The 16,327-nt window shown below is 37.2% G+C and carries 14 protein-coding genes and 1 tRNA gene; 12 read left to right on the top strand and 3 right to left on the bottom strand.

The genetic code is table 11. The features are described 5' to 3' along the window. Positions 1-18 precede the first annotated feature (18 nt). From selD to ACIQ0D_RS01985, 4 genes are all read left to right on the top strand, one after another. On the top strand, positions 19-1,068 hold the full coding sequence (gene selD, locus ACIQ0D_RS02000) for a selenide, water dikinase SelD (RefSeq protein WP_395802603.1): 1,050 nt from the start codon (positions 19-21) through the stop codon (positions 1,066-1,068). 218 nt (positions 1,069-1,286) lie between these two features. Continuing rightward, the gene (gcvP, locus tag ACIQ0D_RS01995) at positions 1,287-4,169 is read left to right on the top strand and encodes an aminomethyl-transferring glycine dehydrogenase (RefSeq protein WP_395802601.1); all 2,883 of its coding nucleotides are present in this window, start codon (positions 1,287-1,289) and stop codon (positions 4,167-4,169) included. A 187-nt stretch (positions 4,170-4,356) separates the two neighbouring features. Then, entirely contained in the window at positions 4,357-5,205 is an 849-nt protein-coding gene (locus ACIQ0D_RS01990; protein WP_395802599.1) for an ATP-binding protein, read from the top strand. A 92-nt stretch (positions 5,206-5,297) separates the two neighbouring features. Beyond that, the gene (locus ACIQ0D_RS01985) at positions 5,298-5,879 is read left to right on the top strand and encodes a YceI family protein (protein WP_395802597.1); all 582 of its coding nucleotides are present in this window, start codon (positions 5,298-5,300) and stop codon (positions 5,877-5,879) included. Between the two features lie 367 nt (positions 5,880-6,246). Here the strand turns inward: ACIQ0D_RS01985 and ACIQ0D_RS01980 are convergent, their stop codons facing one another. After that, positions 6,247-7,011, bottom strand: coding sequence for an MBL fold metallo-hydrolase (locus ACIQ0D_RS01980; RefSeq protein ID WP_395802595.1), 765 nt, complete (start codon positions 7,009-7,011; stop codon positions 6,247-6,249). Positions 7,012-7,067: 56 nt separating this feature from the next. On the opposite strand from ACIQ0D_RS01980, the gene recJ reads away from it, so the two are divergent. From recJ to ACIQ0D_RS01965, 3 genes are read left to right on the top strand one after another with little or no spacing between them, the layout of a single operon-like run. After that, entirely contained in the window at positions 7,068-8,765 is a 1,698-nt protein-coding gene (gene recJ, locus ACIQ0D_RS01975; protein ID WP_395802593.1) for a single-stranded-DNA-specific exonuclease RecJ, read from the top strand. A gap of 10 nt (positions 8,766-8,775) precedes the next feature. Beyond that, positions 8,776-9,519, top strand: a complete 744-nt coding sequence (gene lptB / locus ACIQ0D_RS01970) for an LPS export ABC transporter ATP-binding protein (protein ID WP_395802591.1) — start codon at positions 8,776-8,778, stop codon at positions 9,517-9,519. 13 nt (positions 9,520-9,532) lie between these two features. After that, a complete protein-coding gene (locus ACIQ0D_RS01965; RefSeq protein WP_395802589.1) occupies positions 9,533-11,041 on the top strand; it encodes a GH3 auxin-responsive promoter family protein in 1,509 nt (502 codons plus the stop codon). A 73-nt stretch (positions 11,042-11,114) separates the two neighbouring features. Here ACIQ0D_RS01965 and ACIQ0D_RS01960 read toward each other — a convergent pair whose 3' ends face one another. After that, the gene (locus tag ACIQ0D_RS01960; RefSeq protein ID WP_395802587.1) at positions 11,115-12,155 is read right to left on the bottom strand and encodes a TerC family protein; all 1,041 of its coding nucleotides are present in this window, start codon (positions 12,153-12,155) and stop codon (positions 11,115-11,117) included. 2 nt (positions 12,156-12,157) lie between these two features. Then, positions 12,158-13,129: a polyprenyl synthetase family protein gene (locus ACIQ0D_RS01955; protein ID WP_395802585.1), complete on the bottom strand. Its 972-nt coding sequence runs from the start codon at positions 13,127-13,129 to the stop codon at positions 12,158-12,160. A 165-nt stretch (positions 13,130-13,294) separates the two neighbouring features. On the opposite strand from ACIQ0D_RS01955, the gene ACIQ0D_RS01950 reads away from it, so the two are divergent. The 5 genes from ACIQ0D_RS01950 (at position 13,295) to ACIQ0D_RS01930 (ending at position 16,151) form a co-directional block, all read left to right on the top strand. After that, a tRNA-Ser gene (locus tag ACIQ0D_RS01950) sits at positions 13,295-13,381 on the top strand. Between the two features lie 415 nt (positions 13,382-13,796). Beyond that, positions 13,797-14,060, top strand: coding sequence for a hypothetical protein (locus tag ACIQ0D_RS01945; protein WP_395802583.1), 264 nt, complete (start codon positions 13,797-13,799; stop codon positions 14,058-14,060). 149 nt (positions 14,061-14,209) lie between these two features. Next, entirely contained in the window at positions 14,210-14,593 is a 384-nt protein-coding gene (locus ACIQ0D_RS01940; RefSeq protein WP_395802581.1) for a hypothetical protein, read from the top strand. Between the two features lie 8 nt (positions 14,594-14,601). After that, positions 14,602-15,255 carry a hypothetical protein gene (locus ACIQ0D_RS01935; protein WP_395802579.1) on the top strand — a complete coding sequence of 218 codons (654 nt, stop codon included), beginning with the start codon at positions 14,602-14,604 and terminating at the stop codon, positions 15,253-15,255. A 128-nt stretch (positions 15,256-15,383) separates the two neighbouring features. Next, entirely contained in the window at positions 15,384-16,151 is a 768-nt protein-coding gene (locus ACIQ0D_RS01930; RefSeq protein ID WP_395802577.1) for a hypothetical protein, read from the top strand. Positions 16,152-16,327 lie beyond the last annotated feature (176 nt).

The raw sequence follows: 16,327 nt of genomic DNA, 5'->3' as shown, positions 1-16,327 counted from the left end.
ACATCTCACTACTAACAAATGAACCCGGAAGAAATAAAACTAACTCAATATTCACATGGCGCTGGCTGCGGATGTAAAATCAGTCCGGCAGTACTAGACCTCATTCTTCATAGTCCGATAAAACACGCCATTGACCCTTCATTATTAGTTGGCAATAACACGCGAGATGATGCTGCTGTATTAGATTTAGGAAATGGCACAGCCTTAATTTCAACGACCGATTTTTTCATGCCCATTGTGGATGATGCTTATGATTTCGGGAGAATTGCATCAGCAAATGCCATTAGTGATGTGTATGCCATGGGCGGTAAGCCTGTGCTCGCCATTGCTATCTTGGGTTGGCCAATTGATAAATTATCACCAGAAGTGGCTCAAAAGGTCCTTGAAGGTTCACGCTCCATTTGCGCTGAGGCAGGAATTACGCTCGCTGGAGGACACAGTATTGATAGTCCCGAACCTATTTTCGGACTAGCCGTAAACGGAATGGTAGATATTAAAAATTTAAAGCAAAACTCAACAGCCACTGCAGGTTGTAAACTTTATCTTACCAAGGCTTTGGGAGTTGGAATTTTAACTACCGCACAGAAAAAAGGCATCCTAAAGGCGGAACATGCACAAATTGCTCCAAAAAGCATGTCGATGCTCAATAAAATCGGCGAAACTTTAGGTAAACTAAATTATATAAAAGCAATGACTGATGTGACTGGTTTCGGTTTATTGGGCCACCTATCAGAAATGTGCGAAGGCAGTAATCTACAGGCAATTGTGGAGTTCGATAAAGTTCCAAAAATTGCGGAGATAGCTGAATATTTAGATCAAAATTCAATCCCGGGAGGAACGAATAGAAATTGGGCAAGCTACGGACATAAAGTAAAAAGTATCACGGAAAGGCAGAAACATATTTTGGCGGATCCGCAAACTAGTGGCGGATTATTAGTCGCAGTTGAGCCAGATAAATGCCAAGAATTTGAACAAGTGTTACGAGAAAATGGCATCCCAGAAAAGAATATTGTCTGCTTCGGGACTCTAATTACAAAATTGGAAGAAAAACTAATTGAAATTATTTAATTTTTTTTGCTTTTACCATTAATTTAAAAGCCAAGACTAAGAGAATTATATAGGGCCAAACGTGAATATAAGCATTTTAAAATCATCTATTTGTAAAATTAGAGGCTGTTTATTCATTTTAAAGATGTATGGATAGTTTTATCATTGAAAAAGATTCGAGCACAGTGAAATATGCAGAAAATACTTATTTTTGACCCATCAAAACTCTCCCCATTTTAATGAAATTGAACATAGATTATCAGGAAAAATTTGAGCAACGTCACATCGCTCCAAATGAGAAAGATGTTGAACAAATGCTCGACATCATTTGTGTAGATTCTATCGATGAATTGATTGAGCAAACAGTGCCGGCAAACATCCGCTTGAAAAAAGCTTTAAGCTTGCCTACAGCAAAAAGTGAGTTCGATTATTTGAACGACCTTAAACTGACTGCTTCAAAAAATAAAGTTTTCAAATCTTATATCGGACAAGGCTATCATGATGTGATTGTTCCAGGTGTTATTCAGCGTAACATTCTTGAAAATCCAGGATGGTACACCCAATACACACCATACCAAGCAGAAATTGCACAAGGCCGTTTACAAGCATTGTTAAATTTCCAAACTATGGTGGTCGACCTCACCGGAATGGCAATTGCCAATGCTTCCCTTCTTGATGAAGGAACAGCAGCTGCTGAAGCGATGTTCATGCAATACAGTCTTCGTAAAAATGAAGACGCCAAAGTATTTTTCGTTTCTGAGGAGGTTCTAGCTCAAACAATTGACATCTTAAAAACACGTGCAGAGCCTTACGGGATAGAAATTCGCATTGGTAATCACCAAACTGTTCAATTGGATGAGACCATGTTCGGAGCAATTGTTCAATATCCGGCAGGCAAAGGAGAAGTTTATAACTATACTGATTTTGCTAATCAAGCACATGAAAAAGGCATCAAATTAACTGTTGCTGCAGATATCATGTCATTAAGCTTATTAACTCCTCCGGGAGAATGGGGAGCAGATATCGTTATTGGTTCAACACAACGTTTTGGTATCCCGATGGGATATGGAGGTCCACATGCTGCATTTTTTGCAACTAAGGAAGATTACAAACGCTCATTACCAGGTAGAATTATCGGTGTAACCATCGACAGTGCAGGTAATTATGCACTAAGAATGGCTCTACAGACACGTGAACAACATATCCGTAGAGATAAAGCCACCTCAAACATCTGTACTGCGCAAGCATTATTAGCAATTATGGCTAGTATGTATGCCGTTTATCACGGACCATCAGGTATAAAATTAATTGCGAAACGTATTCACGGATTGAGCGTATTTTTATCAAATGCATTGGAAGGTCTCGGTTACAAACAAGAAAATAAGTCTTTCTTCGACACCATTAAATTAGACCTAGGTGAATTAAAAAATCCGATTCACTCAGAAGCACTAAATAATGAAGTTAACTTGAACTATGAAGGTTCGATGGTTAGCATCACGCTTGACGAGACTAGCTCGAAAGAAGATGTAATAAACATCATCAAATTCTTTGCTAAGGTCAAAGCAAAGAGTATTCATGATCTTGATCTTGACGGTTTAGCTAATAATGTAAAATCAAGAATTCCTTCAGAGCTTGAAAGAACGTCGACTTATTTAACTCACCCTGTATTCAATTCACATCACTCTGAGCATGAGATGCTTAGATACATAAAATCATTAGAAGCAAAAGACCTTTCTCTTTGCCATTCAATGATTGCACTGGGATCATGTACCATGAAGCTGAATGCTACCACAGAAATGATTCCTGTTACTTGGCCAGAATTTGGTAAACTTCATCCATTTGCACCAATTGATCAAGTTGGTGGTTATATGCAGATTTTTGCAGAGCTAAACGACTGGTTAAGCGAAATTACAGGCTTCGCTGCCATGAGTTTCCAGCCAAATTCAGGTGCTCAAGGTGAGTACACCGGATTAATGGTTATTCGTGCTTATCATCTAGACAGAGGTGATGTACAAAGAAATGTAGCCTTAATTCCATCATCTGCTCATGGTACAAATCCTGCCTCTGCTGCTATGGCTGGCATGAAAATCGTAATTGTGAAGTGTGATGAAAAAGGAAATATTGATGTTGCTGATCTTAAAGAGAAAGCTTTAGAACATGCTAATGATCTTTCTTGCTTAATGGTTACTTATCCATCAACACACGGTGTTTTTGAAGAGTCGATCATTGAGATTTGTGATGTTATTCATCAGTATGGCGGACAAGTTTATATGGATGGTGCAAACATGAACGCACAAGTGGGCTTGACTAGTCCGGCAGCCATCGGCGCCGACGTTTGCCACCTAAACCTCCACAAAACATTCTGTATTCCACATGGTGGTGGCGGTCCAGGAATGGGACCAATTGGCGTTGTTAAGCACCTAGTGCCTTATTTACCAGGTCATGCGGTTGTAGATATGGGGAATAGCAAATCTATTTCTGCTGTATCATCTGCACCATGGGGATCTGCATCAATTCTTTTGATCTCACATGCATACATTGCGATGATGGGTGGTGAAGGACTAACAAATGCGACAAAATACGCTATTCTAAATGCTAATTATATAAAAGCTAGACTTGAGGGATCTTATCCGGTTCTATATTCTGGTTCAAAAGGAAGATGCGCACATGAGATGATTCTAGATTGCCGAGCATTCAAAAATTTCGGAATTGAAGTAACTGACATCGCTAAGCGATTGATGGATTATGGCTTCCATGCTCCAACAGTATCATTCCCAGTGGCTGGAACAGTTATGATTGAGCCAACAGAATCGGAGCCTAAGCATGAGTTAGACCGCTTCTGCGATGCAATGATTGCTATCCGCGAAGAAATTGAAGCAGTTGAAAACGAAAAAATGGATAAAATTGATAATCCGTTGAAAAATGCTCCACACACCTCAGCAGTAGTTACAGCTAATGATTGGACACATTCATACTCACGCCAGCAAGCTGCTTTTCCACTACCTTATGTAGCCGCATTTAAATTCTGGCCAAGTGTAGGAAGAGTAAATGATACGCATGGCGACAGAACACTCATTTGTTCTTGTCCACCCGTTGAATCTTATGCCGAAGAAATGGCATAATTTCAATTGTTATAATTTAAAAATACCTTGTCAATATTTGGCAAGGTATTTTTTTTGGCCCTTTGGAAAATAAAAATGAATATTTTTTAATCAAAGACTATCTTTACTTTAATTTTAAATTAATAAAAACAATTAAAGTCTTAAAAAAATTAGGTTAACACGAATCTGATTAAATATTAATCCTATTATGTTGAATTTTACAAATAGCAAAGGTATCGACTTTTTAGAAGGTATTTATTGGGGGCTTTCAATTGGAATTGGGATCCTACTTTTAGTGCTCATTGTAAAATGGCTTCTTAGGAAGCAAAATGAAAACAACAAATTAAAAGAGCATAATTTATCCCTAATTAAGGCCAATAATTCGCTTGAAAGGTTCACCCATATCATTTCGCATAACCTTCGCGCTCCTGTAACAAATTTAATTAGCCTCACGGAATTGCATAAAGATAATTCCTTAACTAATGAATCTAAAGCTGAAATAAGCGACAAAATATACGAATGTGTGATACAGCTAGATAGTACATTGAACGATCTTGTTGAACTTATTGCTAGCAAACATGGAGAAAATATAAAAAGCGAAAGCTTAAACTTGCAGACAGAATTTGATAAAGTACTTTATAGCATTAACAGTCAGGTTCAACAATCTGAGCTTCGGATGGAAACAAATTTCTCAGAGCGCTCACAAATTTACTTCCCAAAGCAATTCCTAAATAGCATTTTACTAAATCTCCTTACAAATTCAATTAAATATAAATCGGACGATAGGAAACTAGTGGTACAGATAAAAACTGAAAACAAAATGGGACAAACAATCCTTCATTTCAGTGATAATGGCATGGGCATTGATTTGAAAAAATTTGGCGATAAACTATTTGGGCTATACCAACGCTTTCATTCAGAAATTGAAGGTAAGGGAATGGGTCTTTATATCATCAAATCACAAGTTGAAGCTATGGGTGGGAAGATTGAAGTAGATAGCATTCCTAATCAGGGAACAAGCTTCCGCATTTATTTTAATTCCAAAAAAGAGGCTTGATTTTTGTTGAAAAAGAAAAATTTGACCTAAAAAATATAAAGTTTGAAAAAAAACATCTTAATATTGATATGGTTTTAATAAATACTCAACACATGAAAAAAAGTAATTTACTCTTCAGTTTGCTAGCCTCGATCCTGATCCTAGCATCTTTTACAATTAGAAAAGACGATGTTTATTCTGTAGAAAATGATCGCTCAACTATTTCTTGGTCTGCGAAAAAAGTTCTTGGCGGCCATGTTGGGACAGTAAAAATCACCTCTGGGACCCTTGTTTACGATGGGAAAGGATTAAAAGGAGGAAGCTTTGTAATGGATTTGGCTAATTTAACATCTGACAGTGAGCGACTAACAACACACCTGAAAAATGACGATTTCTTTTCAGTAGATAAGTATCCAACATCAAAATTCGACATTACTAAGGTAAGTCCAGCAGGAACAGATCGTGTAAATATCACTGGAAACTTAACTATTAAAGGCATTACGCATCCAATTACTTTTCCAGCAAGCGTAAAACAACAAAAAGGAATTATCGTAGCCGTTGCAAGTGGCGTAAAAGTTGATCGTACTAAATATGACATTAAATATCGCTCAAAAAACTTCTTTGGAGATATCGGCGATAAAGCCATTGAGGATGAGTTTGAATTAAACATCAACCTTAGCGCGAAGAAAAAATAATTTTGATTTTAGAGTACAGCCCGTAAGGACAGGTCGTGACCTGTCCTTTTTTATTTAAAATAACAAGAAGCTAAATAAGAAACATTTCACCAAGAATTTTTGCGCCTTTGCGAGAATTTAATTTGTGTGTCTTTCAGAGAAGCAAAGCTGCAGAGAAATGATACACCAACCGACTGGTACGGTGACAACACCGACCAGAGGTCCGGCTATAGGTGTAACTTTAGAGCAACCTGTCATTGCGAGGGTAACGAAGCAATCCCTTTTCTGCTAACAAGCGTTTGCTTCGTCGTGCCTCCTCGCAATGACATGGTGAGCTAATTTACCTGTGGTTGGTGATGTCACCGTACCACCAAATTACAACCTATCCCTACAAAATCCTAAACCCATCATTCTCAAATCCCACCTTTGCAATGGCCTTGCTTTTTGCATGGTAAAATAGGCATTCCCAATTACCTTCAACAGACCTCATTCCGTATTCTTGCCTTAATTCCATCGCTTTGCGGCCATCAAAATCATATTTAGCAATAAATTTCCTCAGTAATTGTTCCGGTTCAGGGAGAATATCAGCACCAAAAAAAATGGTCTCATCACCTTCATTAATCAAGAAAACCTGATGATTTTCACAATGTCCGCCAGTAAATTCATAAGAAATCTCATTATTTAATTTACCGCTACCCTCAACAAAATGAGCCGAACCACTCCTTTGCACAAAATCAAATATTTCGGTTTTGTAGGAGCGTGAAGGCTTGCTATAGGCTGCTTCCCACTCGCCACGATTGATCACATATTCGGCGTTGGGGAAAGAAAGTGACACCTGACCATTATCATTATTTACCATCCCCCCAGCATGATCAAAATGCAAATGTGACATCAAAACCAAGCTTACATCCTGTGGATCATAGCCCGCTTTTCTAATATTTTCATGAATGAGTAGCTCCCCCGATTGTCCTTTAAATCCCAAACCCGTATCTAAAACAATCAAATCATTCTTTGTCTCGACCAAAAAAGGCTGAACAAAAATAAAAAGAGATGCGGGTCTATCCTTTGGATTATGAATGGCAGGATCAAAAGGAATAAAGGTCTTTGAACTATCTACTGAATAAGATCCTTCATATAAGGCTAAAGCTTTCAATGTTCTTTGTATATTGTAAGGTTAAATTCTATTTTTACACAATAAAATGCAAAGATATGGAAAAAAGATGGGTGGAACGGGAAGTTAAAAACCATACTGCAATTGCAGAATTGCAAGAATCTTTAAAAATTGATGCCGTACTAGCTGATCTTTTGGTAAAGCGAGAAATCACATCTTACGATGATGCTCGTTTATTCTTTAGACCCTCTTTAGATCAGCTTCATGATCCTTTTTTAATGAAGGACATGGATTTGGCAATTGCACGTATTGAGCGTGCCATTCAAGCGGGAGAAAAAATCTTAATTTATGGCGATTATGATGTTGATGGCACTACTGCGGTAGCTTTAACCTTCAGTTTCTTCAAAAAACTCCATTCGGAAATAGATTTTTATATTCCAGATCGCTATGTAGAGGGTTATGGGATATCTAGCCAAGGTATCGACTATGCTGCAGAGCATGGATATAGCCTAATTATTGCTTTAGATTGCGGAATAAAAGCCAACGATAAAATAGCTTATGCCAATGAAAAAGGAGTAGATTTCATCATTTGTGATCATCACCTTCCGGGAGATAACCTTCCTGCTGCCATTGCCATTCTAGATCCTAAAAGAGCGGATTGCGAATATCCTTACAAAGAATTATCAGGCTGTGGTATCGGTTTTAAGCTTATTCAAGCCTACGCACAAAAAAATAATCTCCCATTTGAGGAAGTAAGTGCATACTTAGATTTAGTCGCTGTAAGTACAGCAGCCGACATTGTGCCAATTACTGGCGAAAATAGAGTCCTGGCCTCATTGGGATTACAAAAACTGAATACTAATCCATGTAATGGATTGAGTGCCCTTATGGATATTTCGGGGAGGAAAGATCTTACCATTACCGACGTTGTGTTTACGATAGGCCCTAGAATTAATGCTGCAGGTCGAATAGATGATGCCAAGCATGCTGTAAATCTATTAATTGCCGAAGATGCATCATTAGCATTTGAAAAGGGGCAAATTATCAATACCAAAAATACAGAACGTAAGGAGCATGATAGCAATATCACTGAACAAGCACTAGCTATAATTGATCAAAATCCGGAACTTATTGCACGAAAAACCACTGTTGTTTATAACGAGGATTGGCATAAAGGAGTGATTGGGATTGTTGCATCCCGTTTAACGGAAAAATATTATCGTCCAACCATTGTAATGACCCATTCTAATGGTAAAGCAGCAGGTTCGGCACGTTCTGTATTAGGCTTTGATCTTTATGAAGCACTAAGTGAATGTAGTGAGCTCCTGGAACAATTTGGTGGGCATAAATACGCAGCTGGTTTAACTATGAAGATAGAAAACATACCTGCCCTACAACAAAAGTTTGAAGAGGTTGTTTCTAGGACAATCACCGAAGAGCAATTAGTCCAAGCAATAAATATTGATACAGAAATATTACTAAACCAAATTGATGCAAAGTTCTTCCGAATTTTGAAACAATTTGAACCATTCGGGCCGCAAAATATGGCACCCATTTTTATTAGTAAAAATGTTTATACTTACGGCAGTGCATCATTGGTAGGAAATAACCACCTAAAAATGTGTATTCACCAAAATAATCAGACTTATTATAATTGCATCGGATTTGGATTGGCAGAATTTATGCCTATGGTTAATTCGGGCGAAGCATTTGATATTTGTTATACTATCGACGAGAACATATGGAAAGAGAAAAGATCACTACAGCTGAACATAAAGGGAATACGGGCGAAATAAATCCTAAAAAATGATCTTAAGAGCTAAAAACCTTGTCAAAAAGTACAAGCAAAGAACCGTAGTAAATAATGTTTCTTTCCATGTTTCACAGGGAGAGATTGTAGGTTTATTGGGGCCAAATGGTGCTGGTAAAACCACCTCTTTTTATATGATTGTGGGATTAATCAAGCCGAATGAAGGTCATGTTTATTTGGATGATGAAGATATCACTGAAGACGCCATGTACCGACGAGCGCAAAAAGGCATTGGCTATTTAGCGCAAGAAGCCTCGGTTTTCAGAAAATTAACAGTTGAAGACAATATCAAAGCGGTGCTTGAGATGTCGAAGCTGAGCAAAGAAGAGCAGAAACACAAATTAGAAGAGCTAATTGACGAATTCAGTCTGCATAAAGTCCGCAAAAACCGTGGCGACTTATTATCTGGAGGCGAGCGCCGCCGGACAGAAATCTCAAGAGCATTGGCTGCAGACCCTAGTTTTATCCTCCTAGATGAGCCCTTTGCCGGAGTTGACCCAATTGCTGTCGAGGAGATTCAAAGCATTGTAGCGAAGCTTAAACTGCGCAATATCGGCATTTTAATTACCGATCATAATGTGCAGGAAACATTATCAATAACAGATAGGGCCTATCTTTTGGCAGAAGGAAAAATCATGCTAACCGGTACGCCGCAAGAGATTGCTAATAATGAATTGGCGAAAAAGTTTTATCTTGGACAAAACTTTGAGCTACGTAAAAAGAAACATTTATCTGTTTAAGCATCCTAAATAAATGACATTAGTAAACTCCATTTTTACCTGGATCATGAAAAAGCGGATGCATCAAATCGAGCTTTTCATAAAATATCCTTATGAGGTTCAGGATGAATGGTTTCAAACATTAATTTCGACCGCTAAAAATACAGAATGGGGTAAAAAATATGGTTATGAGTCTATTTTAAACCAAGATCAATTCAAAGAGAGAGTCCCACTTCAAAATTACGATACCTTAAAGCCTTACATTGAGAAAATGCTGAGTGGCCAGCATAATGTACTTTGGCCATCAGAAATTAAATGGTTCGCCAAATCTTCTGGTACCACAAACGATCGGAGTAAATTTATCCCTGTAAGTGAGGAATCCATGGAGGAATGTCATTTTAAGGGGGGTAAGGACTTGCTATCGATGTATTGCAATAATCGACCAGATACTAAAATATTTACCGGAAAATGCCTTGTTCTAGGCGGTAGTCACCAAATAAATCAACTAAACGCTGATTCAAGCTTTGGCGATTTATCTGCCGTTTTAATTAAAAATTTACCCTTCTGGGCCGAATTTTATCGTACTCCCGACATGTCGATTACCTTAATGGATAATTTCGAGGAGAAAATCGAGAAAATGGCTCAAGCAACAATTGATGTGAATGTGACTAATATTTCGGGTGTACCTACTTGGAATATTGTTTTAGCAAAGCGCATTCTTGAAATTACTGGCAAAGACAACCTCCTTGAGGTTTGGCCGAATTTGGAATTTTACTTCCATGGTGCCGTAAACTTTAAACCATACCGCGAGCAATTTAAAAAGTTGATTCCTTCAGATGATATGTACTATCTGGAGACTTATAACGCATCAGAAGGCTTTTTTGGAATTCAAGATCAGTCAAACTCGGAAGAGATGCTGCTCATGTTAGACTATGGCATTTACTATGAATTTCTTCCCATGGAAAATATCCACCAAGAAAATCCTAAAACCTTGCGATTGGATGAGGTTCAATTAAATAAAAATTACGCGCTCATCATCTCTACCAATGCCGGTCTGTGGCGTTATATGATTGGTGATACCATTAAATTCACTTCACTTACACCCCATCGGATTCAAATTACGGGTCGTACAAAGCACTTTATCAATGCGTTTGGAGAGGAATTAATTATTGATAATGCCGAGAAAGGCCTTTCTAAGGCTTGCCAAGAAACGGGGGCCATCATCCGCGATTATACCGCCTGCCCAATTTATTTTAAAGGTAATAACGCTGGAGGCCATGAATGGATTATCGAATTTGAGAAAAAACCCGAAAACCTTGAACGCTTTACGGATGTGATGGATCAAACCTTGAGAGAGGTCAATTCAGACTATGACGCAAAACGATTCAAAGACATGGCACTATCACGACCATTAGTCCACCTCGCCCCAGATGGCACATTCTACGAATGGATGAAAAGCCGCGGAAAATTAGGCGGTCAACATAAGGTTCCACGCCTTGCAAATGATAGAGGCTATGTGGAGGAGATATTGAAGATGTTGTAGGGACAGGTCGTGACCTGTCCATTTAATTTCAAAACGATCTATTAGAGGACAGGTCGCGACCTGTCCCTACGTATTACGATTTCTTCGGAAACATCAACGAAGCCACAATACTTGTGGTAAGGATAAATAAGATGATAAACAATGAATGTACCGTTGTGAATCCCCACATACTTAACCAGTGATGAGCAAGCATTTTTATTCCTATAAACAACAATAAAATTGAAAGTCCCACTTTCAGGTAATGGAATTTATGTATCACATTTACCAATAGGAAGAACATGGAACGTAATCCCAAAATGGCAAAAATATTGGAGAAAAATACAATGTATGGGTCCTTAGTAACTGCAAAAATTGCAGGGATTGAGTCAACCGCAAAAATAAGATCAGTAAATTCTACAATTAAAAGGACAATAAAAAGTGGAGTGACCATTTTTACACCATCCACCTTTATGAAAAATTTATTTCCAACAAATTCTGGATAAACCGAGAAATATTTGGATGCAAAGCGGACTACCTTATGGTTTTCAGTGTCAATTTTCTCCTCTTCATCTCTGCTTAAGAACATACTTATTCCTGTATAAACCAAGAAAGCACCGAAAATATAAAGTATCCAGCCAAACTGATTAATTAAAGTTGAGCCCAAGAAAATAAAGCCGAAACGCATGAAAACAGCACCAATAATACCCCAAAAAAGAACACGGTGATAATAGCGCTCATCCACATTAAAAGCAGAAAAAATAAGCACCATCACAAAAATATTATCTACCGAAAGTGCGTATTCAATCACATATCCGGTGATAAATTCGAGACCTAAATTTTGCTTATAAATAGACAAACTTTCGGCGAAATTATTGGGGTTTAACCTAATGTTGTGAAGGTGACTTGTAGTTACTTCCTGTAGCTGCGAAAAATCAGTGATTCCATGCAAAAGCTCGCCATTGGTGATTAGCAAAAAATAGAAACCGAGGGCAAAACTCACCCAAATGAAACTCATGATGGCTGCCTCTTTAAGGCTAACCTTATGATCTTTTTTATTGAAAAGTCCGAGGTCGATTGCAAGCATCAACACAATAAACAGCAAGAAACTGCCAAAAAACAGATATTCGTTAGACATTTTTATTTTTTTCGTTCAGTAGTAAATCGAATTAATAGTTCAAGTGCGTCTCTAGAACCATGTTCAGGAAACTCACTTAAAATAGCAAGAGCTTGATTTTGATAATCTTCCATTTGAGATTTAGCATAATCCATTCCGCCGCCGTTGCGCACAAAGCTAATAATCTCAGCTACCTTTTCCGCTTCTTCATTATGATTTTTGACTAAATTAATGATCCGCTTTTTTTCGGAGCTTGAGGCATTATTTAGCGCATAAATTAAGGGCAAGGTGATTTTTTTCTCTTTGATATCAATTCCTAGGGGTTTTCCAACATCATCAGTACCAAAATCAAAGAGATCATCTTTAATTTGGAAGGCAATTCCCACTTTCTCGCCAAAAAGACGCATTTTTTCGATTACTTCGTCACTTGCGCCTGCAGAAGCAGCGCCACAAGCACAACAAGAAGCAATGAGGGAGGCGGTTTTCTGACGGATTACATCATAATAAACCTTTTCATCAATATCCAGACGTCGTGCTTTTTCAATTTGCAATAATTCACCTTCGCTCATCTGCTTTACCGCATCAGAAACGATTTTCAGGAGCGAAAAATCACCATTATTTATGGATAAGAGTAGTCCTTTGGATAAGAGAAAATCGCCGACTAATACAGCAATTTTATTCTTCCAGAGTGCATTTACGGAGAAAAAACCTCGTCTTTGATAGGAATTATCCACTACATCATCATGAACAAGCGTTGCAGTATGAAGAAGTTCTACAAGTGCGGCACCGCGGTGAGTGGCTTCGTTTATTCCGCCACAAAGGCTGGCAGAAAAGAAAACAAACATGGGGCGAATTTGCTTTCCCTTACGTTTTACTATATAATGTGTGATCCGATCGAGTAGCGGAACAGAACTTTTCATAGACGATTTGAACTTACCTTCAAAGGTGTCCAGTTCTGTGGCTATGGGTTTTTTGATCTCGTCGAGACTCAACATTAATTCCGAAATCTTGTGTTTAAATAATTAGGGCAAAGATATTGAATTTTCAGCAATTTGGCCGATTAATGCGATTGTAAATGCGCTATTATTTATTAAAATCTCCAATATTGACAGAATTTTGATACTTTTGCGTCCCTCTTAAGGAGGAAGGTCGAAAATACTGGAGAGGTGTCAGAGTGGCCGAACGAGCGAGCTTGGAAAGTTCGTGTACTAGCAATGGTACCGTGGGTTCGAATCCCACCCTCTCCGCAGAGTTAAAAAAGCCCTTATTAAGGGCTTTTTTATTGTTTTAAAGCCAAAAAATGTTCTAAAAAAGACTGTTTTTAGATCAAATAAACACTGTTTTAACACTAAAATTAATAATTTAAGTATTTGATTATCAATTATTTAAAATTTAGCTCTGTTCTTATTTCTTACTATTTTTTGTAATCTTCAGCAAAAAGTGAACTGATTTAGATCAAAACTAAGGGAGTGTTTTCAACTAATTACTCTTAAATAACTGATTATCTTCCATATATTTAATTATTAATTGAATGAATAAGACATTATATGACCACCAAATGTGACAGAAAAGAAAAATTAAAAAGTGGAAACTAGCTACCACTTAAAAAAAACGAGGCGAAACCGAAAGGCCAAATGAGTAGGAAAAATTAATCAATTCAAAATGGAAGATAAAGAATATCAAAAGAAAAATTTAGAGGCAATATACTCTGCTGCTTCTCTAGCGCCAGTTTTTAAACAGAATGCTAAATTTTGTGTTAACCAATTTGCTGAACTTATGCCTTATATAGCATATGGAGATGTAATGAGCTACAAGTTTGTAATTCGAGCAACGAGTGACTATAATGACAAATCGGAAACAAACTCAGTAATCGTAGAATATGGTAGTATTGATGAACTTGTAAATGATGGGTGGCGTCTCGATTAAAAACCTAAAACCTAAAATATATGCTCATAATTCAAAAAGGTAATTGTGAAAAATGCGGTTCTGAATTTGGACCTATGGACACTGTTCAATCAACAAATATTGAATTGTAAATCGTCAGCAAAAAGTTTGAAAAGAAATCTTATACAACTATGAAAGGAAAAGAAATCTATCCGCTAGTTTACAAAGTAGTAAAACGCGCTCAAAAAGAAAATCCTGATCTGAAAAATTTCGTGAAATCTTATGAATGGTCTAAACGAATTCCGAAGCCTCAAGACATTACAGATGAATTAGCTGATGCATTATGCACTAGCGTATCTTGTTCCCCAGGTGTTGGACTTGAAATTTATTATCAGGAAAAGGTATATCTAAAAGATTTACATTCTACTTTTTTAGATAATCAACTGACTTATTTACTTAATAACAGCAGTGCAGACGGTAATAACATTTGGAAACTTGGTGAAATAATACGAACAGTTTTTGAAGGCAGATTAGTTTTTAATGAAACGGACAAGGAGCTGCTGATATCTTTATAATTTGCATAATGAACAATCAACAATACAATAACTTTCTTTCTAGAGTTTCAAACCGAGTTTATGGATTAAGAAACTTCGGAAGTTTTAACCAATTTGAAAATGCATGGTTGAACTACTATAATAACATCTATATACCCAATGCTAACGGAGCACAACCACCGCGTATTTTCATTGCAGAATCCGCGCCAACTGGTATTTATATACATAATTCAAACTATATTTTCCACCACATAAGTTTGATGAATAATATATCCGACTCAACTGACATGTATTTATATAGATACTACAGAGGAGTTTTCCCAGGGTCTACTCCACATCAAACAAGACAAATATCTAAAATGCAGGCTTTGATTAATTTGTCAACTCAAAACGTTTTAATTTTAGATTTACTCCCAACTCATGGCATAAAACTTCAAAGGGATGACAGAGTTAGAATCAATAATGAATTATTGGAGCTTGTCGATTTTAATTTTATGAATGGGTTAAATTTCCCCCATCATCAGATTCATTATGCATTTTCTGTCCCACCTTCTTTATATACTCAAAATTTTTGTGCCCATTATCTTAACAATAATTTTATTCCATATGGAAATGTTAATACTGGCCAAGGACACGCCCCATCTAGTCAAGCAATCGAACAAATCATTCAAAATGGATTCTAAATTCACGAACTAGTTACTAATATCTTTAAAGCGCCATAGCCCTAGCGCAAGAGCAAAGAAGGCTACATTTGTCTACACGCAAACCGTGTTCAGTAACAACAACGGCTATAAAATAAATAATTAGCTATATGTCAAGACAACTTTTAACTGACCTTAACGGCAATAAAACAGGGCAACTTAAAAAATTTTTAGACGACTTTAACGGTGAGCCAAGAATTGCGTGGTATCCTTCAGCGGGGAAAGATTTTAGAGCATTATTTTATCTTAATCCAAAATTTTCTTACCTACATCCTGTAGTAGTAAAAGAACCACAACCGCCTGACCTATTTCTTTTCACAGATTATAACCCATGGCAAAACTCATCATTCTTAGACAAAGGAACAATTTACTCAGACTACGGAATACAAATTATTGTTGAAAGTATTGAGGAACTGACGAGACTAGATCTTCCATTACATGATGAAATAGTTCAAGTTCCAGAAGGCGGACCAGCAACAGACCGAGCAGTTTTCTTAATAATAAGAGTTGAAAGTGATAGACTTGGAAGCATTACCTGTCCTGTTTTATATGCTTTTGCAGAAAATGAAATCTTCTATTGTAAAAAATTAATCCCAAACAAAGCGATAATTACTCATTTAATTCATGTTCGTTATGGAGGTGGTTATGGTGGAGGTGGTCATGCTTCTGGGGTTTGGTTATTAAATGTTTTGGGGAAATTAAATTGCGAACTTTTCATAACAGACGGTCATCATCACTGGCAATCGGGCGACAACAAAGCAATGGAATTATGTGCTTTCATTCCAAAAGAAAATTCCTCGAAGCTAACACCAATAAGAACTATTAAAGGTGTAAGTTGGTCTGACTATGGTGATGTGAGTTTTAATTTAGTTTCATAATTTAATATGGGGATAGAAGAGTTATTGCAGCTAATCGCAACTGCAAAAAATGCCTGACCAATAATTAAATGAAGTGTTGTGCATCGCATCAAGTTTAGTATTTGCAGACAGTTTTTTCACCGAAATTGCTAATTTCTTTTAGCTAAAAACCGTTGTGCATAAAATAGTAAACAAAA

The organism is Daejeonella sp. (assembly GCF_044342615.1).
Lineage (GTDB): Bacteria > Bacteroidota > Bacteroidia > Sphingobacteriales > Sphingobacteriaceae > Daejeonella.
The sequence above is the reverse complement of the archived record's forward strand: the minus strand, read 5'-3'. Positions and strand labels throughout refer to the sequence as shown.